Source organism: Streptomyces sp. NPDC033131, assembly GCF_055578365.1.
This window is the reverse complement of record NZ_JBVIPA010000009.1, coordinates 35,582-55,455: the sequence shown is the minus strand read 5'-3', so window position 1 is coordinate 55,455 and position 19,874 is coordinate 35,582. Positions and strand designations below refer to the sequence as shown.

At 71.6% G+C, this 19,874-nt stretch carries 17 protein-coding genes and 1 pseudogene; 13 read left to right on the top strand and 5 right to left on the bottom strand.

The window, feature by feature from the left end; translation table 11 throughout:
* Nucleotides 1-163 precede the first annotated feature (163 nt).
* Nucleotides 164-1,396: a DNA sulfur modification protein DndB gene (locus ACZ5XS_RS14175; RefSeq protein ID WP_468651011.1), complete on the top strand. Its 1,233-nt coding sequence runs from the start codon at nt 164-166 to the stop codon at nt 1,394-1,396.
* A 465-nt stretch (nt 1,397-1,861) separates the two neighbouring features.
* Here the strand turns inward: ACZ5XS_RS14175 and ACZ5XS_RS14170 are convergent, their stop codons facing one another.
* A complete protein-coding gene (locus ACZ5XS_RS14170) occupies nt 1,862-2,323 on the bottom strand; it encodes a hypothetical protein (protein ID WP_468651009.1) in 462 nt (153 codons plus the stop codon).
* Nucleotides 2,324-2,368: 45 nt separating this feature from the next.
* Between ACZ5XS_RS14170 and ACZ5XS_RS14165 the strand changes: the two genes are divergently transcribed.
* The 3 genes from ACZ5XS_RS14165 (at nt 2,369) to ACZ5XS_RS14155 (ending at nt 6,326) form a co-directional block, all read left to right on the top strand.
* Complete coding sequence (locus tag ACZ5XS_RS14165; RefSeq protein ID WP_468651007.1) at nt 2,369-3,466, top strand: hypothetical protein; 1,098 nt, start codon at nt 2,369-2,371, stop codon at nt 3,464-3,466.
* Nucleotides 3,467-3,741: 275 nt separating this feature from the next.
* Entirely contained in the window at nt 3,742-4,272 is a 531-nt protein-coding gene (locus ACZ5XS_RS14160) for a hypothetical protein (RefSeq protein ID WP_468651005.1), read from the top strand.
* Nucleotides 4,269-6,326 carry an Hsp70 family protein gene (locus ACZ5XS_RS14155; RefSeq protein WP_468651003.1) on the top strand — a complete coding sequence of 686 codons (2,058 nt, stop codon included), beginning with the start codon at nt 4,269-4,271 and terminating at the stop codon, nt 6,324-6,326. The genes ACZ5XS_RS14160 and ACZ5XS_RS14155 overlap by 4 nt, the downstream gene beginning before the upstream one ends.
* A 111-nt stretch (nt 6,327-6,437) precedes the next feature.
* On the opposite strand, the gene ACZ5XS_RS14150 is transcribed toward ACZ5XS_RS14155, so the two are convergent.
* Together ACZ5XS_RS14150 and ACZ5XS_RS14145 are read right to left on the bottom strand one after the other, a co-directional pair.
* Entirely contained in the window at nt 6,438-6,830 is a 393-nt protein-coding gene (locus ACZ5XS_RS14150) for an SCO5389 family protein (protein ID WP_468651001.1), read from the bottom strand.
* A gap of 50 nt (nt 6,831-6,880) precedes the next feature.
* Nucleotides 6,881-7,837 (bottom strand): ATP-binding protein, encoded by a 957-nt coding sequence (locus ACZ5XS_RS14145; protein WP_468651000.1) that lies wholly within the window; start codon nt 7,835-7,837, stop codon nt 6,881-6,883.
* Nucleotides 7,838-7,976: 139 nt separating this feature from the next.
* On the opposite strand from ACZ5XS_RS14145, the gene ACZ5XS_RS14140 reads away from it, so the two are divergent.
* Genes ACZ5XS_RS14140 through ACZ5XS_RS14125 form a run of 4 tightly spaced genes read left to right on the top strand, consistent with a single transcriptional unit; the run spans nt 7,977 to nt 13,034 of the window.
* Nucleotides 7,977-8,513 carry a GNAT family N-acetyltransferase gene (locus tag ACZ5XS_RS14140; RefSeq protein WP_468650998.1) on the top strand — a complete coding sequence of 179 codons (537 nt, stop codon included), beginning with the start codon at nt 7,977-7,979 and terminating at the stop codon, nt 8,511-8,513.
* Between the two features lie 4 nt (nt 8,514-8,517).
* On the top strand, nt 8,518-10,008 hold the full coding sequence (locus ACZ5XS_RS14135; RefSeq protein ID WP_468650996.1) for an ABC transporter substrate-binding protein: 1,491 nt from the start codon (nt 8,518-8,520) through the stop codon (nt 10,006-10,008).
* Nucleotides 10,009-10,011: 3 nt separating this feature from the next.
* Nucleotides 10,012-11,802, top strand: coding sequence for an ABC transporter permease subunit (locus ACZ5XS_RS14130; RefSeq protein WP_468650994.1), 1,791 nt, complete (start codon nt 10,012-10,014; stop codon nt 11,800-11,802).
* A complete protein-coding gene (locus tag ACZ5XS_RS14125) occupies nt 11,799-13,034 on the top strand; it encodes an MDR family MFS transporter (protein ID WP_468650992.1) in 1,236 nt (411 codons plus the stop codon). The genes ACZ5XS_RS14130 and ACZ5XS_RS14125 overlap by 4 nt, the downstream gene beginning before the upstream one ends.
* A 144-nt stretch (nt 13,035-13,178) precedes the next feature.
* On the opposite strand, the gene ACZ5XS_RS14120 is transcribed toward ACZ5XS_RS14125, so the two are convergent.
* Nucleotides 13,179-13,955 (bottom strand): CDP-alcohol phosphatidyltransferase family protein, encoded by a 777-nt coding sequence (locus tag ACZ5XS_RS14120; protein WP_468650990.1) that lies wholly within the window; start codon nt 13,953-13,955, stop codon nt 13,179-13,181.
* A 108-nt stretch (nt 13,956-14,063) separates the two neighbouring features.
* Here ACZ5XS_RS14120 and ACZ5XS_RS14115 point away from each other — a divergent pair, with 108 nt between their 5' ends.
* From ACZ5XS_RS14115 to ACZ5XS_RS14095, 5 genes and pseudogenes are all read left to right on the top strand, one after another.
* On the top strand, nt 14,064-15,047 hold the full coding sequence (locus ACZ5XS_RS14115) for a zinc-dependent alcohol dehydrogenase (protein ID WP_468650988.1): 984 nt from the start codon (nt 14,064-14,066) through the stop codon (nt 15,045-15,047).
* Between the two features lie 172 nt (nt 15,048-15,219).
* Nucleotides 15,220-15,618: a 6-pyruvoyl trahydropterin synthase family protein gene (locus ACZ5XS_RS14110; RefSeq protein ID WP_468650987.1), complete on the top strand. Its 399-nt coding sequence runs from the start codon at nt 15,220-15,222 to the stop codon at nt 15,616-15,618.
* Nucleotides 15,619-15,629: 11 nt separating this feature from the next.
* The gene (locus tag ACZ5XS_RS14105; RefSeq protein ID WP_468651269.1) at nt 15,630-16,811 is read left to right on the top strand and encodes a glycosyltransferase family 4 protein; all 1,182 of its coding nucleotides are present in this window, start codon (nt 15,630-15,632) and stop codon (nt 16,809-16,811) included.
* Nucleotides 16,808-17,905 carry a class I SAM-dependent methyltransferase gene (locus ACZ5XS_RS14100; protein WP_468650985.1) on the top strand — a complete coding sequence of 366 codons (1,098 nt, stop codon included), beginning with the start codon at nt 16,808-16,810 and terminating at the stop codon, nt 17,903-17,905. The genes ACZ5XS_RS14105 and ACZ5XS_RS14100 overlap by 4 nt, the downstream gene beginning before the upstream one ends.
* Nucleotides 17,902-18,936, top strand: a pseudogene (locus tag ACZ5XS_RS14095) (lysylphosphatidylglycerol synthase transmembrane domain-containing protein); the annotation flags it as partial. The gene ACZ5XS_RS14100 and the pseudogene ACZ5XS_RS14095, both read left to right, overlap by 4 nt.
* A 155-nt stretch (nt 18,937-19,091) precedes the next feature.
* On the opposite strand, the gene ACZ5XS_RS14090 reads toward ACZ5XS_RS14095, so the two are convergent.
* Nucleotides 19,092-19,871, bottom strand: a complete 780-nt coding sequence (locus ACZ5XS_RS14090; protein ID WP_468650983.1) for a creatininase family protein — start codon at nt 19,869-19,871, stop codon at nt 19,092-19,094.
* Nucleotides 19,872-19,874: the final 3 nt, after the last annotated feature.

Genomic DNA, 19,874 nt, shown 5'->3' with positions numbered 1-19,874 from the left:
TTTCACGGACATGCTTCTCTGGAGTTGCTTCCGGTGGTGAGCTTGGTGCCGTCGCAGAAGTTGCTCGATCGTCATGCCTTGCCGTCGGTGTCATCCACGGGCGCCGCCGAACGGCCCGGACCAGGGCATTCCAACGTGATCAAGAGACCCGGGAGGGGACCCCATGCGCCTCACGATGCCGACCACCGCCATCGAAGGAACCCAGCTCACCGTCATGCCGTTCCGCGAAGACGCGGTCATCGGAACCATGTCCGTTCCGGCCCTCGTCCAGCTCGTGCCGTCGCCGCGGGCCGAGGAGGACCCGAAGAAACTCAAGGCCGCCTCGGGGCTCGTCCGGCGCCACGCCGAGCTGCGATCCACGGTGCAGCGGACCTTGAAGTCCTCGCAGAAGGGAAAGAACGTCGGGCCGTACGCCGAGTACATCGCCGACGGCCTCAAGGGGGAGCTCGGCGCCGCCTGGTCCACTCCGCCGATCACCCTGTGGCACGCCGGACCGCTCGCTGCCGTCAGCGACGAACTCGTACCGGCCAGCGGCCTGCGTACGCTCACTGTCGCTCCCGGCACGATGGTCATCGCCATCGACGGCGAGACCCAGGCCACCGCCTGGCACGACCTCTACGACGATCCCGAGACGTACGGCCTCACTCACGCCGAACTCGCGCAGGTACGGATCCCGTTCGAGCTGTACGTCGACCTCGCCCCGGCCGACGCGCGGCAGATCTTCTACGACCGCAACGTCCAGGGCGTCGCCGTCGCCAAGAACCTCGCCATGTCGATGGACCAGCGGGACTTCGGCACCCGGCTCGCTCATCTCGTCGCCGACTCCGTGAAGTTCGAGATCGACGGGAAGCGCGTACCTTTCGGCCGGCTGGTGAATGCCAGCAAGCGGCAGGTCTCGCGGAGCGACCGCGAGCTCATCACGCTCTCGGCGTTGCGGGCGCTGGTCGTAGCCACCGTTTACGGGCGGGGTGGCCTGTCGCGTTCCGCCGAGACCGTCCACGAGGACGAACTGCCCACGGGTATGCGGCCCGAGCAGGTGGAAGCGGTCGTCGTACCGCTGCTCGCACGGCTGATCTCTGACCGCGAGGAGCACTTCACGGACCGCAGCGCTCTCACGGCGCCCGCTGTCCTCGCCGGCGTGGGGATCGCCGCCCACCAGGTCCTGCCATGGAGCGACCCAGCCTCCGCCCTCGACGCCGACCAGCTCGACGGGCTGCTCGCCGGCATCCGGTGGGAGCGCGAGGCGGCGTACTGGGACGGCGTCGCCGCCAAGGCCGGTGCGTCCGGGCGCCTCAACTTCAGCGGCGGCGTCAAGGACTCCGGCGGCCGGGTGGCCGACGCCATCCTCTACCCGGCCACGGAGGCCGGGCGGAAGATCCGCGGGCTGCGGTCTTGATCGATACGCGAGCAGGCATCTCCGAACCCGATCGAGCCGCACGGAAAGTACTTCGAGACAAACCGCCGTCCAGAATGGGGGAGGGCGGGCTGAGCGGTCGTCGGGTATCGCTCCGCGGAGGCTGCATGCGTAGCCGTCACTCAGTGTTTCTGCCGGTAGTTGATGACGTATCCCTACAGTGGCGGGATTGCCCTGCCTTACGATCAGGACGATCACCGTGAGCGGACTGCCGGGGGGAATCGGCCGTGCACGGACCAAGGGGGGAGGACAGCGCGAATGACGACGGAACCCAAGGCCACAGTGGACCTTGAGGAGCTGAAGCGTGCGGAACTCGAGCGCCGCGAGCAGCGTCGCTTGGCCCGCGAGCGCGGTGCCGTTGCGCCGCTGCACGCACGGCGCCGAGACACCCACAGCCGGACTGCTCCGGGTATCGAAGGAGCGACCCCCGTCACGGGCGCAGTCGCCTCAGAACCACGCGAGGAGCACGTGCCGGTGCAGCTGCCGGCGCGAGTCACCCACGTGCTGCGACGAGTGGCGGACGAGATCGGAGACACCGGCAGCCTCGACGATGCGTTGACGCGAGCTGCTTGGGCCACGGATCCCTTGGCAGCCACTGCTTCCGTTGCCGTCGAAATGCTGTGCCAGGCACCGCCCTTGTCCGCCTTGGGGCATCTCATCGATCTGGCCGCCGGAGGCCTGCCCGTCCTCACCGAGGACGAGCGCCTGCGCGCCGAGGCGGTCTGCTCCGGCCGACTCCCTGCGCCCGAGACGCAGCCCGACGCGATCGACGCCTGGCAACTGCACTTGGAGGCCGTCGAAGCACACGGCCGCGCCGTGCTCTCGACTGCCGCTTGGCAACGGCTTGTTGAACGGGTGCCGCTCCCTGTCGTGGACGATCTCATCGACCGAGGCGCTCTGCAGCGTCACACAGCGCCGCAGACCTGGCCAGAACAGAGCGACCGCGTACGGTACGTGACAGCACGTCTGGACCCCGCCGAACTCAGTGACGCCGACGTCGAAGCTCTGGAGTGGCGCGACGAGCAGTGTCGCCGGATCCTTCGGGCGGGCGGCACCGTGGGCGCCGCCCACGGTCGGTACGAAGAGTGGAGCCTCAGGTCTGCCCTGCTCGGCGGCGACGTCTCGGTCCTGGACCGCATCGAACCGTCCGCGGAACGGGAACTTCCCCTGGACCTGGCCGACCTCGTGCAGTCCCTGCGCGGCGTTCGGCAAGGTGGCCCCGTGGACGGTCGGCTGGGACATGACCGGGCACTGTTCGGTCTGCTGGAGGACTCCGTTCCCGACGACCGTCTGATGTCGGGCAGCACGGCGTTCCACTACTGGGCCGGGACACGGCGCATGTACCGGCTCCTGGACGACCTGCACTGGGCCATGGCCTGCGAGCCCGAGCAGACGGAGGACGTGGGGCGCGCGACCCACCAGCAGGCCGCGGCTCTGCGCAACCCGGGCACCCGGGGGGCAGCCGGAACGGCTGACCGAGAGGCACGAGCCGTGCAGGCGTATCTGTACTTCCTGAACGCTCGTCCCGGCGACCGGGACCGGCTCGATCGGGGCATCGGCCTCTTGGAAGACGTACTGAAGCGGGGCGGTGCCCGGCGTGGCGGTGTGGAGGGGCGACAGCGGCGTCGCATGAAGGACCTGAGCGAACTTCTGCAGTCCCTGAGGCTCAAGTCGAAACCGCGCGACATCCTCAACCCCTATTTCGCCCTCTGTGTCGAACACGGTTCGACGGAGTGGGGGCAGGGGTGGCGCGATCTGCGCAGACAGGTCGCGGTGGAACAACTCGAATACGTCAACGGTGCCAAGGACCGGATCCGACGTATCGAGACGGCGCGACGTCTCGGCGACGACGCGGAGAAGCTGTACGAACTGCCGCTCAACGAGCGGTTCCTGTGGGTGCCGGACGACCGGAGTGAGCTACTCCAGCCTGGCCCACGGCCGTTGGACCGCCGGACCGGTGCCGGCACCGAACAGGAGAAGTCGTGGACCGCCACCGAGGCGGCCCGGGAGATCATCGGCCGCTGTGCCGGAACACTGAGGAACGACCACTGATGCCCCCGAAGAAGAAGTCCCAGAAGCCGCCGGTTGAGCCGCGGATCATCAAAGAGTTCGAGGGGGTGCGCAGCAAGCCACGCAGAGGCGGCAGTCGCCCGACTCGGCCTCGTGGCGAGGAAGCGCAGCCGCAGCGTCGGGACCAGAGCGCTCCGCGTCGCACGAACCGGGGAGGACGGGCTGACAGCGGTGGTCCCGAGAGGACGAACCAGGACAGGCCTCAGGAGTCCGTGGCAGCTGGGCCTTTGGTCGACCCTCGCTCGGATCCGGAAGTCATGTTCCGGATTCTGAGCGACAAGATCGGGGCCAAAGTCGACCGTGCGGCCATGAAGGCTGGTGCGAGTGCGGCTCAGGAAGTCAGCAGGAGACTGACCGCCGAGCTGGACGCGGCCATCGCGGGAGCCCAGTCCACCGCCGGCAAGATGGGCGCCCTCGTGCAGCAGGCCGTACAGGCAGCGGTGGACGAGGCACTGCGTACCGCCGTACTCAACGCGACTCGTGTGCACGAGGAACACCTGGCGCAGCTGGCGTTGATCGACCGCACGGTCCAGACGACACGTGACCTCTCTGCGGTGGAGCTGCGTGTCGAGGAGGAGATGCGGCGCTCCGGACTGACGAGGATCAACGCTGCCGACCCCGATGTCTTCAACCTGGTCAACCCGGCCGAACACGAGGGCAGCACCGCCTACGAGGTCGTGGCCCCGGCGTACGCGGACAGCACCGGGAGGGTCGTCCACCGGGGTGAGATGCGACGGTTGCCGTTGAGGCCCTCCGGGTCGGCTGACGCCGGGGAGGGGAACCGATGACGTTCGGCATCGACTTCGGAACGAGCAACTCCGTTGTGGCCCGGTGGACCGGCAGCGGAACCGAAGTGATCCGGGTGGACAGCGCAGCACTGCCCGCCGATTGGAACAGGCCGGGTTTCGACGAACTCTTTCCGTCTGTCGTAGCCCTGCGGGACATCCAGCGGACCCTTTGCTTCGGCTGGTCGGCCAAGTGCGATACGGCGCAACCCCAGGACGCGGTCAAGCGCATGCTCGCCTCTCGGCCCAGGGCCGCGGACGAAGGCGATGCTCTGCCTGTCGGAGCGATGCCGGAGGAGCACGAAGTCTGGCTGGGTGACGAGCCGTTCCGCAGTACGGCCGTCGCCGCAGCGATCTTCGAGCAGATGAGAACGGGGGTGCGGCGCAACCTCCGTGAGATGAACGAAGCGGTTGTCACCGTGCCGGCCAATGCCACGGGCGCCGCCCGGTACCGCACGAGAGCTGCGGCACGACTCGCCGGTATCAAGGTGAAGGCGCTGATCAATGAACCGACCGCCGCTGCGATCAGCTATGCCCACGACTTTCCCGGGGAGGGACGCTTCCTGGTATTCGACTGGGGTGGCGGCACGATCGACGTCACGATCCTCGAGCACTATGACGGCATCTTCGACGAGATGGCTTCGCGTGGCATCACCGCGTTGGGAGGCCTCGAGTTCGACGAGGAGCTGGTCAAGCTGGCCCTGTCCAAACTCGGCAGTCACCCGGCGAAACTGAGCCGTCTGGAGGCGCGCCGCTGGCGGCGCCATGTCGAGCTGACGAAGATCGTGTTGTCCCAGCCCGGGACGGACCAGGTGCTGTTCGAACCGCTGGGCGGCCACTCTCCCGTCGTCATCCATCGGGAGGAGTTCGAGCGAGCCGTTGCGCCTCTGGTACGACGTGCGCTGGTTCCCTTGGCGGAATGTCTTCAGGATGTAGGCCTGACAGCCGACGATCTGGACGCCGTACTGATGATCGGCGGCACGTCGCAGATCCCTCTGGTACGACGCGAGGTCGAGCGGGTCCTCGGGAGAGAGGTCGTTGACGCGCGCCTGTGCAAACCCATGACCGCCGTAGCCAGGGGCGCCGCCATTACCGCTGCGGAGATCGATGGTCTCGTTCCGGAAACCACGATTTCCGTGGCCACGAGCCACGATCTGGGCCTGTCGTTCGACGCGGGCGGCAGGCGTGGCTTCGCCACCCTGATTCCCCGCTACTCGACTCTGCCGGCTCGAGGTACGCGCAGTGCCATGCCTGCCGTCCGAGGAGCCTCCAAAGTGGTTCTGGAGATCGTCGAGGGTGACGGGAAGCGCGCCGCGGACGACGATCGGACGTTTCCGCTCGCCCGGCTGGAGTTGCCTGTGCTGCAGCCCCAGGCCGATCCGTCGAACAACGTCTTCGACGTCGACTACCACTACGACCGCAGTGGGATTCTGAAGGTACACGCCAAGGCCAGACACACCGGCACGGTCATCCTCGACGAGGAACTGGACTGCTTTGGCCCGGACGGCACGCCCATCGCTCAGGGGCTTGACCGAGAGTTGGAGCGACTGCTCAGGCGTATCGAGGAACCGGCGGCGCAGGCCACGATGCCCTCCCCACCTCCAGCCGAGGTGTCCGCTCATGAGCTGCTGCTTGAGTCCGATGAGCTCGACGACGATGCGACTCCGACCTTGGTGGTCGACGGACGGGGCATCATGACCGCCGGGCGCACGGCTGCTTCCCCTCGCCCTCCCAGCATGCGATTGCTCGGCTCGGCACTCGCGGAGGTCAGGCGTCGATACCCCAATCGTCGCGTCGTGACCGTGATCGGAAACGACCTGGTCGACGCCGTGGATTACGAGGAGCAGCACATCGTGGATCAGGCGGTGGCGGAGGGGCTCATCGTGACTGTTCCTTCGTCCTCGACGCAAGCGGTCCTGATCGTGGCGCAACAGCTGGACGCTGTGGTGGTGTCAATGGAAGATCTGACACGGCTGCGTGCCCCGCATCCTTGGGTGACGGAGAAGGGGCGGTTCGTGAAGCTCGCTCGCGTGGAGCGCAATTGGGTGTTCGTTTAGGCCACCGTTTGTGTACTGAGTCTGTGGGCGCCCCCGATGCCCGCGACTGGAGGCTGGACTGTGGGCATCGGGGGCGTGAGCCGAGTGGAGAACCTTGGGTCCGTTCCTCGCTCAGCAGTCCCGGAACTCCGGCGACTGATTCAGCACCTGCGACCGCACCGACGTGAACCGCCCGTACGTCTCACCGTCGCGGGACTCCGGCCGGAACGCCGCCACCCGGTGGCAGTTCTGGAAGGCGAGCGCCACCCCGAAGTGGCGCTCCAGGCTGCCGCGGATCGCGTCGCTGGCCAGGGCGCGCAGCAGCTGGCCGCGCTCCCGCTCGGACGGGGGAGGGGTCTGGTTGTCGGTGAATTCCGCCTGTCCGCCCTTCAGTTCGGCCGCGAGGGAGGCGACGAGGCCGTAGGCGTACGGCAGGGAGGTGCGGACGGTGTCCACGAAGTCCTCCTCGCGGATGTCACCGTGCTCGGCCTCGGCGAGAAGCTGGGGGGAGACGTCGAGAGACATGTGCTGGGATTCCTGTCCGGTTGTCGTGGGGTGAGGGGGCGGGCGAGGGGTCAGGCGAGGGCGGCGGGGCCCGGTACGAAGTCCGGGTCCACCTGTGCGGCGAGGTCGAGGCCGGTCGCCTTGTCCGCCCAGGCCCGCGCGTTGCGCAGGTGGAACTCGACGGCGTGACGGTGCTGCGTCGCCCAGTCCCTGGGGTGGGCGTCGACGGCCTCCTGCAGGATGGTCAGGGCGTGCCGGTTGTGCGGCTCGAGCGTGTCCAAGCCGCCCTCGGTACGGCCCTGTTCGGCCGAGCGCACCCAGGGGGAGTGCACCAGGTGCGTCAGGAGGTCGTCGCCGACGTGTTCCTTGAGGAACAGCAGGTCGTCCTCGCCGGTCACCTTGTTGCCGACCACGGCGACACGGATCCCGAACTCCCGGGCGTGGTCCCGGTACTGGCGGTACACCGAGACGCCCTTGCGGGTGGGTTCGGCCACCAGGAAGGTCATGTCGAAGCGGGTGAACAGGCCGGAGGCGAACGCGTCCGCGCCGGCCGTCATGTCGACGACGACGTACTCGCCGGGGCCGTCGACCAGGTGGTTGAGGTAGAGCTCCACGCCGCCGAGCTTGGAGTGGTAGCAGGCCACCCCGAGGTCGCTCTCGTCGAACTCGCCGGTCGCCATCATCGGCACCTCGCCCACCCGCCGGACGTGCCGCGCGTGCAGCTCGTCGTCGCCGAGCAGGCGCAGCAGGCGTGAGCCGGTGCCGGGCGGGGTCGTCTTGGTCATGGCCTCGCGGGAGGGGATGCGCGGGTTGGTGCCGCGCAGCAGCTCCTTGATCTTGTCGAGGTGAGCCCCGAGCGGAGGGGCGCCCAGGGGGCCGTCGTCCTGGCCGAGCGCCTCGGCCAGGTGCTGGTTGATGTCACCGTCGATGGCGAGGACCGGCGCGCCGGAGCCTGCCAGATGCCGGGTGAAGAGCGCCGACAGGGTGGTCTTGCCGCTGCCGCCCTTGCCGACGAACGCGATCCGCACTACCGCTCCACCTTTTTGAAAATGGATGTCATGTCGGTAGGTTGTAGGTGCGACTCGGGGGTGTCAAATCACGCCGCCGTCCGGGGCCGGCGGCAGGGGGCGTTGATCACCCTTCCCGCTTAATGCATATGATGTGCAAGTGCGTAACTACAGCATCAGGGCGGCCGGCCCGGACGACCTCGATGGTGCGCGAGCCGTCATGCTCGACACCGTCTACCGCGACTTCGGCACCGGGTACGTGCCCCGCTGGCACGCCGACATCGTCGACCCGGCCGCCGCCTACCTCGCCCCCGCCCGCCACACCCTGCTGGTCGCCGTCGACCCGGGCGACGCGGCCGTCGTGGCCACCGCCGCCCTCGACTCCCGCGGCCCGGCCCACCCGCCGAACCCCCGCCACCTCGCCGAGAGCTACCCCTGCGGCGAGACGGCGCAACTGCGCCGGGTGTACGTGCGCCCCGGGCACCGCAGGCGCGGCCTCGCCCGCCGCCTCGTCGACGACCTGCTCGCCTTCGCGGCCGCCGACGGCGGCTACCGTGCCGTCTACCTGCACACCGACCCGGCAGTGCCGGGCGCCGAGCCCTTCTGGCGGTCCCTCGGCAAGGTCGTCCACGACGAGCGCGAGGATCCCGGCGGCGGCAACGGCGTCGTCCACTTCGAGATCCCGCTGGGGCGGTGACCGCATGCGACGCCGCCACATACTCGGTTCCCTGCTGCTCGCCCCCCTCCTCACCGCCTGCTTCGCCTCCGGCGGCGGCAGCGACTCGCCGGGCGACGCGAAGGAAGGATCCCGGCTGCGGGTCGCCCTCGCCTTCCCGCCCGCCGAGAACCTCTCGCCGTACGGCGCCGACGCCACCATCCTCAGCCGCCTCGGTGTCACCGAGGGCCTCACCGCCCTCGACGCCAACGGCGCCGCCGCCCCCGCGCTCGCCCAGTCCTGGCGCCGCGAGAACGACCGCACCTGGGTGTTCACCCTGCGCGAGGCCACCTTCCAGGACGGCTCCGAGGTGACCCCCTCCGCCGTCGCCGCCGCCCTCACCCACGCCACCGAGGCCAAGCCCGCGCCCGCCGCCCTCTCCGGCGTCACGCTCACCGCCAGGGCCGGGAGCGGTGGCGCCGTACGCGTCACCACCGCCGCCCCCGACCCCGTCCTGCCCCTGCGCCTGGCCGGCCCGGGCCTCGCCGTCCTCTCCCCGAAGGCCTACGACGCCAACGGCCGCGTCGACCCGGTCGGCACCGCCACCGGACCCTTCGAACTGACCAAGGTCACCGGATCCACCTCGGCCGCCCTCGACCGGTACGACGACTACTGGGCCGGCCGCGCCCAGGCCTCCGGCGTCGACGTCCGCTTCATCGCCGACGGCACCGCCCGCGCCGGCGCCCTGCGCACCGGCGAGATCGACATCGCCGAGGCGGTCCCCGTCGCACAGGCCGCCACCCTGGACGAGGCCACCCGCAAGGAGACGGCCACCACCCGCACCACGAGCCTGCTCCTCAACTCCGGGACGGGTCCCTTCGAGGACGCCGGACTGCGCGCCGCCGCCCGCCGGGCCGTCGACACCTCCGCACTCGCCGACGGCGTCTACGAGGGGTACGCCGACCCCGGCGCCGGCATCTACGGACCCGCCGTGACCTGGGCCGAGGGCAAACGGCAGCAGCCCGCCGGACGCGCGAAGGCCGGCGACCCCGACGGCACGAAGATCACCCTCGCCACGTACGACAACCGGCCCGAACTGCCCGAAGTCGCCCAGGTGCTGAAGCAGCAGCTGGAGAAGGCCGGCTTCACCGTCACCCTGGAGGTGCGCGAGTACTCCCGCCTGGAGAGCGACGCGCTGGACGGCAGGTTCGACGCCTTCGTCCTCGCCCGCAACACCCTCGTCGACACCGGCGACCCCCTCGCGGTCCTCGCCGGCGACTACACCTGCGACGGCGGCTACAACATCGCGCAACTCTGCGACAAGGCCGTCGACCGGGCCGTCGCCCAGGCCGAGGGCGTCGCCGACACCGCACAACGCCAGAGCGCCGCCATGGCCGCCGAGGCCGCGGTCCTCGGCACCGACGCCGTCGTCCCGCTGGTCCACCAGCGCGTCATCACCGGTGTCGCCGACTCGGTCGGCGGCGTACTCCTCGACCCGTACGAGCGCACCCTCGTCGGCACCGGAACGCGGCGCTGAACCGTGCGACGCCACGTGGCCGCCCTCGTGTGGCGCGCCGCACTCGCGGCCGTCCTCGTCTGCGGCATCGGCCTGCTGCCCTGGCTGACACGGACCGACCCCGCGCTGACCGTCCTCAAGGCACGCTCGGCCGACCGCGACCCCACACCCCGGGTACTCGCGGACATCCGTTCCCAACTAGGCCTGGAACATGGCCCGTTGAGTCTGCTGGGACAGTGGCTCGGCGGGCTGTGGCGCGGGGACGCCGGACGGTCCTGGCTCTCCGGCGACGAGGTCACCCCCGCCGTGCTCCAGGCCCTGGGCGCATCCCTGCTGCTGATGGCGGTGGCCCTCGCGGTCGCCGCCCTCACCGCCGCCCTGATCTGCGCCCGCACCCTGTGGCTCGGCGCCCACCGACGCCTCGACGGCCGCCGCGCGGGAGGCGGCGGCTCGGCGGCACTCGCCGCGCTGCCCGAGTTCCTCACCGCATCCGTCCTCGCCACCGTCGTCGGCGTACAACTGGGCTGGCTGCCCGCCCTCGGCTGGTACGGACCCCAGTGGACGGTGCTGCCCGCCCTCGCCCTCGGCCTGCCCGCCGGCGCCGTCATCGGGCGGCTCCTCGACGACCTGCTGCCCGGCGCCTTCGCCGAACCCTGGGCCCTGGCGGCCGCCGCCCGCGGACTGCCGGGGCGCGGCATCGCCCGTCAGGCGGTCCGCCGCTGCCTGCCCGGACTGCTCCCCAACCTGGGCCTGTTCGTGGTCGGCCTGACAGGCGGTGCCGTCGCCGTGGAACAGATCTTCGACATCCCCGGCCTCGGCCGCACCACCCTCCAGGCCGCCCTCGCCCAGGACCTGCCCGTCCTGCAGGCCGGCACGCTGGCCATGGTCCTGCTGGCGGCGGCGACGGCCGCCCTCGCCGCCCTCGCGACCCGGCGCCTCGTCGGCCCGGCCCTGCGCGACGGCGCGCTGCCCTCACTCCACCGGCCATCGCCGCCCGTCCGCAGGATCCTGCCTTTTGCATACGGTGGACTGCTGACCGTCGTCATCGCGCTCGGCCTGCCCCGTGACCCGCTCACCCTGGACACCGGCGAACGTCTCCGACCGCCCTCCCGGACCCACCCCTTCGGCACCGACGCCCTCGGCCGGGACGTCCTCGCCCGGGTCGCCCACGGCGCCGTCGACACCCTGCTGCTCACCCTCGCGATCGGCGCGGCCGCGCTGCTCACCGGCGTGCTGCTCGGACTGGTGCCCCGGCTCTCGGGACCGCTCGTCGACACCGTCAACGCCGTCCCGCCCGTCCTCCTCGCGCTCCTGGTCACCGCCATCGCCGGCAGCGGGTCCGCCACACCCGCCCTCGCCGTGGGCGCCGTCGCCTGGGCACCCCTCGCCGCACACACCGCCGCGCTGCTGCGCCAGGAACGCGCCGCCCTCCACGTGACGGCCACCCGCGGCCTCGGCGCCGACCGCTGGTACCTCCTGCGCCACGAACTCCTGCCCGCCGCGCTCCCGCCCGTGACCCGCCACGCCCTGCTCCGCCTGCCCGGCATCGCCCTCGCCCTCGCCTCCCTCGCCTTCCTCGGCCTCGGCGCCCAGCCACCCGCCCCGGAGTGGGGCCTGCTCCTCGCCGAGAACCAGCCCTACGCCGAGCGCGCCCCCTGGGCGGTCCTCGCCCCGGCCGCCGTACTCGCCCTGCTCGGGGCGCTCGCGGTGACCTCGGCCGGCGGAGTGCGGCTGCCGAGGCGCACCCGGCCTCGTCCACCCCAGCCGCCGGCCGAGAAGCCGTCACCCGCGAAGGAATGGGTGGGAACCCGATGACCTCACTGCTGACGGGACGGCGACGCAAGACGCCCGGGGCACCCGGAGGCACCCGCCTCTCGCCCCTGCTGCGCCTGCTGATCCTCACCCAACTCGCCTTCAACGTCGGCTTCTTCGCCGTGCTGCCCTTCCTCTCCGAACACCTCGGACAGGCCATGGGCATGGCCGGCTGGCTCGTCGGCCTGGTGCTGGGCCTGCGGACCTTCAGCCAGCAGGGGCTGTTCGTGGTGGGTGGGGCGCTGGCCGACCGGTACGGCATCAGGCCGGTGGTGCTCGCGGGCTGTGTCCTGCGGATCGCGGGATTCGTCTGGCTCGGACTCGCCGGACAGACCTGGGCCGTCATCGGCGCCGTCCTGCTCATCGGGTTCGCCGCCGCCCTGTTCTCACCGGCGGTGGAGTCCGAGGTCGCCCGGCAGGCGGTGGCCTGGGAGGCGGCGGGCGGCGGCTCCCGTACCCGCGTCCTGGCCCTGTTCACGGTGGCCGGACAGGCGGGCGCGTTCGTCGGCCCGCTCCTGGGCGCACTGCTGCTGTCGGTGGACTTCCGCACGGTGTGCCTGGCCGGAGCCGGAATCTTCGTCCTCGTCCTCGCCGGCCACGCGTGGCTGCTGCCGCAGCACATCCCCGGCCGCGAACGCGTCCACGCCCGGGGCGGACTGGGGGCGTTGCTCCACAACCGCCGCTTCCTCGCGCTGTGCTGCGCGTACGGCGCCTACCTGCTCGCCTACAACCAGCTCTACCTCGCCCTCCCCGACGAGGTGCAGCGCGCGGCCGGCTCCCAGGCCCCGCTCGCCTGGCTGTTCGCCCTGTCGTCCCTGCTGGTCGTGACCGCCCAACTGCCCGTCACCCGCTGGGTGGGAGACCGCCTCGCCCTGCGCCGCTCCATGGCGACCGGACTGCTGCTGATCGCGGCCGGCTTCACGGTGGTGGCGCTCGCCCGGCCGGCGGCCTGGACCGGCACCCCGGGTCTGCTGCCCGCCGCCGGCTTCGTCGTCCTGCTCACCTTCGGGCAGATGCTCGTCGCCCCCGTCGCCCGGGCCTGGGTCCCCGACCTCGCCGGGGAAGGCCGACTCGGCCTGTACACGGGAGCGTTGTCCTCGGTGTCCGGCCTGATCGTCCTCGTCGGCAGCGCGGCGACGGGGATGCTGCTGGACAGCGGACTGCCGGCCGCGGTGCCGTGGCTGGTGCTGGCGGTCGTACCGGCTGCGGCGATCGGGCTGTTGCCGCGCAGATAGGGTCCGCGGGTCCGCGGGTCCGCCGCAGGGAAATCCAGGACATCCGGGTGGTGACGGACGACGTGATCGTCGGCGACCGAACGCCGTCGACGGTATACCGCATGCCGTACGGCTACTGCCGACGGTATACCGGATACCGCAGATTCAGGACGCCACCGGCTCCGGCCGCGCCACCAATTCCAGCATCTCCGCCACGGCGACCGTCTGCGAGCGCGAGGTCCGCCACAGCCACAGGATGTCCCGGCCGAACGACCACACCAGCAGCGCCAGCGCCGTCGCGACGACCGCGAACGTCCCGGCGTACGGCAGGAGGCCGGAGGCGGCGAGCAGGAGGAGGACGCCCTGGAGCGCGGCGACCGTCTTGCGGGCCGTGCTCGGGGGGAGCGGGGCGTTGAGCCAGGGCAGGGCGCGGGCCGCGGCGACGAAGGCGTAGCGCATGACGCCGATCAGGAGGACCCACGGGCCGAGGGCCATCGCGACGTACACGCTGAGCACCAGGATCAGGAACGCGTCGACCTCCATGTCGAAGCGGGCGCCCAGGGGCGTCGAGGTGCCCGTACGGCGGGCGACCTTGCCGTCCACGCCGTCGAGGATCAGTGCCACCGCCGTGAGGCCGACGAACAGCGTCACCGGCGGTGAGCTTTCGAAGGAGTCCGCGACCAGTGCGGTCACCGCGCCGACCAGGGTCGCCCGCCCGAGGGTGACCCGGTTGGCCGGGCCGAACGAGCGCAGGCGGGAGCGGTGCAGGGCTCGGGAGAGGACCGCCCAGGTGGCGATGGCGAAGGCGAGGCCGGTGAGCCAGCCCGCCGGCCCCATGCCGATCGCCGTGCCGAGCAGGGCCAGCAGCAGGATCTGCAGGCCCGCTCCCACCGCGGTCTCCTGCTGGACCAGCCTTGCGTCGTAAGTGTTGTTCAGGGCCACCGCACATTCCTCCGGCCAGGTGACAGAGTGGATCAAGGCCGCGTACTGTGCGCGACCTGTGCACACCTCGGTACGTGAACAGCTTCCCGATCGTTCAGGAGGATGCCGATGAAGCGCGCCGCACGTGCGTTCTGGCTCAGCTCCCCGGGCCGTGGCGAGATACGGGAGACGGCCCTGCCGGACCCCGCCGGGGACGAAGTCGTCGTCCGCTCGCTGTACTCCGGGGTCAGCCGGGGCACGGAGACCCTCGTGTTCCGGGGAGGGGTGCCCGAGAGCCAGTACGCGGCCATGCGGGCACCGTTCCAGGAGGGCGACTTCCCCGGGCCGGTGAAGTACGGCTACCTCAATGTGGGTCTGGTGGAGGAGGGGCCGGCGGACCTCGTCGGGCGGACCGTCTTCTGTCTGTATCCGCATCAGACGCGGTACGTCGTCCCGGTGGACGCGGTGACGGTCGTACCGCCGTCCGTGCCCGCCGAACGGGCTGTCCTCGCCGGCACCGTCGAGACCGCCGTGAACGCCCTGTGGGACGCGGCGCCGCTGGTCGGTGACCGGATCGCGGTGGTCGGCGGCGGCATGGTGGGCAGTTCGGTGGCCGCCCTGCTGGCCCGCTTCCCCGGCGTCCGCGTCCAGTTGGTGGACGCCGATCCGGCCCGCGCCAAGACCGCCGAGGCCCTCGGCGTCGACTTCGCCTCGCCCCAGGACGCGCTCGGCGACTGCGACCTCGTCGTGCACGCCAGTGCCACCGAGCAAGGTCTCGCCCGCTCCCTGGAGTTGCTGACCGCCGAGGGCACCGTCCTCGAACTGAGCTGGTACGGCGACCGGCAGGTCAGCCTCCCGCTCGGCGAGGCCTTCCACTCCCGGCGGCTGGTCATCCGCAGCAGCCAGGTCGGCTCCGTGTCACCCGCCCGCCGCTCCAGCCGGACGTACGCCGACCGGCTCGCCGTCGCCCTGGATCTGCTCGCGGACCCGGCGCTCGACGCCCTCGTCACGGGGGAGAGCGGCTTCGGTCAACTGCCGGACGTGCTGCCGCGCCTGGCCTCCGGCGAGATCCCGGCCCTGTGCCACCGGGTCCGCTACGACGAGGACGAGTGAACGGGCGGCACACGGGTTCCCTCCCGTACGCCCTGCCTCAGGCGCAAGAGCGCCTGACCTGAGAAAAGAGTGGAAGGAGGCTGAACAACGGGGGGTGAGGAGCCGTACTACACGGCATCCCCCGGCAGGGATCAGCGGGGGACAAGACGCGCCGCACCTGGAGGGTCGTCCGTTGTTCAGCATCACCGTCCGCGATCACATCATGATCGCCCACAGCTTCCGCGGCGAGGTCTTCGGACCCGCGCAGCGCCTGCACGGAGCGACGTTCCTGGTGGACGCCACGTTCCGGCGCGAGCAGCTGGACGACGACAACATCGTCGTCGACATCGGACTCGCCACACAGGAACTGGGCGCCGTAGTCAGCGAGCTGAACTACCGGAACCTCGACAACGAGCCCGACTTCGCCGGAGTCAACACCTCCACGGAGTTCCTGGCCAAGGTCATCGCGGACCGGCTCGCCGAGCGGATCCACAAGGGCGCGCTCGGCGAGGGCGCCAAGGGCCTGGCGGGTCTCACCGTCGCGCTGCACGAGTCGCATGTCGCCTGGGCGAGTTACGAGCGTGCCCTGTGACCGACACGACGATGGAGCGGTCGACGGCCGCCACCACGGCGCTCGACTACGTGCCCGTGCAGCACTCCGCTCTCAAGAACGCGGAGATCATTCCGATGTCCCTGCGCTCCGTGCACTTCGTCCTGCCGGGCGGCGTGGACGACCCGACCGCGCCCAGCGGCGGCAACGCCTACGACCGGCGCGTGAGCCTGGACCTGCACGGCTTCGGCTGGCAGGTGCACCAGCACGCGGTGCCCGGCGAGTGGCCCCGCCCGGGAGCGGCGGCCCGTGCGCAACTCGCGCAGACTCTGCGGGACCTGCCGGACGGGGCCGTCGTCCTCCTGGACGGGCTGGTCGCCTGCGGTGTCCCGGAGATCGTCGTCCCCGAGACGGAGCGGCTGAGCCTGGCCGTCCTCGTCCACCTCCCGCTCGGTGACGAGACGGGACTGGACCCGGCGGTGGCGGCGGAACTGGACGCGCGGGAACGCACCGTCCTGCGGGCCGTCCCCGCCGTCATCGCCACCAGCGACTGGGCGGTCCGCCGCCTCGTCTCCCACCACGGCCTGGCCCCCGACCGGGTCCATGTCGCCGCCCCCGGCGCCGACATCGCCCCCCTCGCCTCCGGCACCGACGGCGTGTCCCGGCTGCTGTGCGTCGCCGCCGTGACCCCGCGCAAGGGTCAGCACCGGCTGGTGGAGGCACTGGCAGGGGTGACCGACCTGCCGTGGAGCTGCGTCTGCGTCGGCGGACTCGCGCAGGACCCGCAGTACGTCGCCGGCCTCAGAATGCTGATCCAGAAGTACGGCCTCCAGGACCGCCTGCACCTGGCGGGCCCGCAGTCCGGCGCCGAACTCGACGCCAGCTACAACGCGGCCGACCTCATGGTCCTCACCTCCTACGCCGAGACGTACGGCATGGCGGTCACCGAGGCCCTCGCGCGGGGCATCCCCGTGCTGGCCACGGACGTCGGCGGTCTGCCCGAGGCGGTCGGCCGCGCTCCCGACGGCGGTGTGCCCGGCATCCTCGTCCCGCCGGAGGACCCGGCCGCCCTCGCCTCGGAACTGCGCGGCTGGTTCGGCGAGGCGGACGTACGACGCCGGCTGAAGGCGGCTGCCCGGGGCCGGCGGTCCGCCCTGGGCGGCTGGGCGGCGACGGCCCGCAGCCTGGCCGTCGTTCTGGGACGACTGCCCGGCGAACCCAGGAGGGTGGCATGAGGAGGACGGCAATGACACAGCAGGCGGGGATGATTCCGACGCAGCTCGGCCCCGAGGAGGCCGTCGAGTCGAGGGATTTCGTGGCCGCCGGTCCTGGAGGAACGTCAATGGAAGTCCCTGCCCCTGCCCCTGCCCCTGCCCCTGCCCCCGTCACCGGATCCGGGGAGGGCCCCGGCGAGGCCGGACACGTCATCGCCGGCGCGGGCCCCACCCTGCGCCCCGGTGAGCGTCCCACCGTGCGGCTGCGGGACGCCGGGCCCGACGACCCGCCGCGGTACGCCCCCGAGTGGCTGGAGCTGCGGGAGGGCGCCGACGCCGCCGCGCGGGCGGCCGAGCTGATCGATCCGCTGCGGATCCGGCTCGCGAACCTGCCGGGCAGGGCCGGGACCGTCGTCCACGACCTGGGCTGCGGTACCGGCTCGATGGGCCGCTGGCTGGCCCCGCGCCTGGACGGCGCCCAGCACTGGATCCTGCACGACCGCGACCCCTACCTCCTGCACTTCGCCGCCGTGGCCTCCCCGCGGGCCGGCGCCGACGGCAGCCGCGTCTCGGCCGAGACCCGCCGCGGGGACGTCGGCCTGCTCACCCCGGACGCCCTCGCCGGCGCCTCCCTGGTGACGGCGTCCGCGCTGCTCGACGTCCTCACCCGCGAGGAGATCGACACCCTCGCCGACGCCTGCACCGGAGCGGGCTGCCCGGCCCTGCTGACGCTGTCCGTGGCCGGCCGCGTGGACCTCAGCCCGTCCCACCCGCTCGACGCGGAGATCGCCGACGCGTTCAACGACCACCAGCGCCAGGGCGGCCTGCTCGGCCCGGACGCCGTCACCGCGGCGTGCGAGGCGTTCTCCGAGCGCGGCGCGACGGTACGGCTGCACCCGAGCCCGTGGCGCCTGGGCCCGGCCGAGGCGGAGCTGACCGCCCAGTGGCTGCGCGGCTGGGTCGGCGCGGCCGTGGAACAGCGCCCCGAACTGCGCGAACGCGCCGACCGCTATCTGCAGGAACGCCTGGTGGCCTGCGCGGCGGGCGAGTTGCGGGTCGTGGTCCACCACACCGACCTGCTGGCACTGTCCCGGCCGACGGGCGGAGCGTCATGAGTGTGGAGACGGTACGGACTTGGGCCGGGCTGCCCGGCATCGAGCCGCGGGCGCGGCACACGGACGTGGTCGTGGCGCCCGCCCTGGCCGGCGGCACGCCGGCGGCTCCCACGGGTGCGGCCGTCTCCGAGGACCGTATCGGCGTGATCGTGTCGGCACCCCGGCCCGGCGCCGCCCGCGCCTTGTTCTCCCGGTTCTCCCGGTTCTTCCGCTTCGACTCCCGGGCCCTGCGCACCCACTTCGGGACCGTGGCGGGCGTGGCCATCCTCTCCGTGCTTCTCTGGCGCCTCGGTACCGGCGTCTTCCTGGACGGCCTGCGCCGGATCGACGGCGTGACGCTGCTCGTGGCGCTCGGGATCGGCCTCGTCACCACCGTGTTCAGCGCCTGGCGCTGGCAGTTGGTGGCCCGTGGTCTGCGCATCCGGCTGCCGCTCGGCCCGGCCGTCGCCGACTATTACCGTGCGCTGTTTCTGAACGCCGCCCTGCCCGGCGGCGTCCTGGGGGACGTCCACCGGGCGGTACGGCACGGGCAGAGCACCGGTGACCTGGGCCGCGGGGTCCGCTCGGTCGTCATCGAACGGGCCGCGGGACAGGTCGTCCTGGCCGTCGTCGGCGTCGCCGTGCTGCTGACGATGCCGTCGCCGGTCATGGCAGAGGTCCGGCACTTCGCGCCCCTGATCGCGTTCGCCGCGCTGGGCGCCCTCGCCGTCGTCCTGGCCCTGCGGCCGAACCGGGCCCCCTCACGCCGGGAACGGGCGCTGCGCACGAGCTTCGGCGAGGCCCGCGAAGGGCTGCTGTCGCGCCGCAACGGGCCCGGTGTCGCGCTCTCCTCCGCCGTCGTCCTGGCGGGCCACCTCGGGATGTTCGTCGTCGCCGCCCGCGTCGCCGGATCCGCCGCCTCGGCCGCCGTACTGCTGCCGCTCGCGGTCCTCGCCCTGCTCGCCATGAGCCTCCCGCTCAACGTCGGCGGCTGGGGCCCCCGGGAGGGCGTCACCGCCTGGGCGTTCGGCGCCGCCGGACTGGGCGCGAGCAACGGCCTCGCGGTCGCGGTCGTGTACGGGGTGCTGAGCTTCGTGGCGAGCCTGCCGGGCGTCCTGGTGCTCGTCGTCCGCTGGTACGCCGGCCTGCGTGCCGGGGCGGGAAACGACAGCGGGGCCCAGGCCGTCGCAGCGGACCCGGAACCCCGTCACACGTCCCCGGCCCACTCCGTTCGCTCGCTGCCGGTCAGCATCGAGAAATACGTGCCGAATGATTCCGCGAGGCTCGCGAGGAGCACCTTCCCCTTTTCCGCGGAGCCCAGCGAGGGGCGGCCGATGACACCCGAATCGGTATAGCCGGACATACCGAGGGTCAGGAGATGACGACGGTCGTCCGCGACGAAATCGGAGGTCTCATAGCCGGGTCGGACACATTCGGGATGAGCGTGCAGAAGAATGGAGGTCTCTATTTCTCCCGCGTGCATGTCGGTGAGCAGCGAAGTGGCCACCCCTGCCCGCTCCCGCGCCGCCTCCCAGTCCTCCGCGGCCGGGAAGAGGGCCATCCGCTCACCCCGCGCGGAGGATTCCTGAACGACGTTGCCCAGCACGTAGTTCCCGCCGTGTCCGTTGACCACCACCAGGGTGTCGACGCCGGAGCGGCGAAGCGAAGCCGCTATGTCCCGTACCACCGCGTGAAGGGTGACGGAGGAAATGCTGACGGTTCCCGGCCAGGCCGCGTGCTCGTGCGAACAGGAGATCGTCACCGGAGGCAGGAGGTGCACCGGGTACGCCGCGGCGATCTCCCGGGCGACGGCACAGGCGACCAGCGTGTCGGTCGCCAGCGGAAGGTACGCACCGTGCTGCTCGAAGCTCCCGACCGGAAGGACGGCCACCTGCGTTGAGACGTCCGCGCCTCGCGTCCGTACGTCTTCGGTAGTGTCCGCCGGCACCAGACCGTACGCAGCCGACCGTATTCCCGAACCACTCATCTT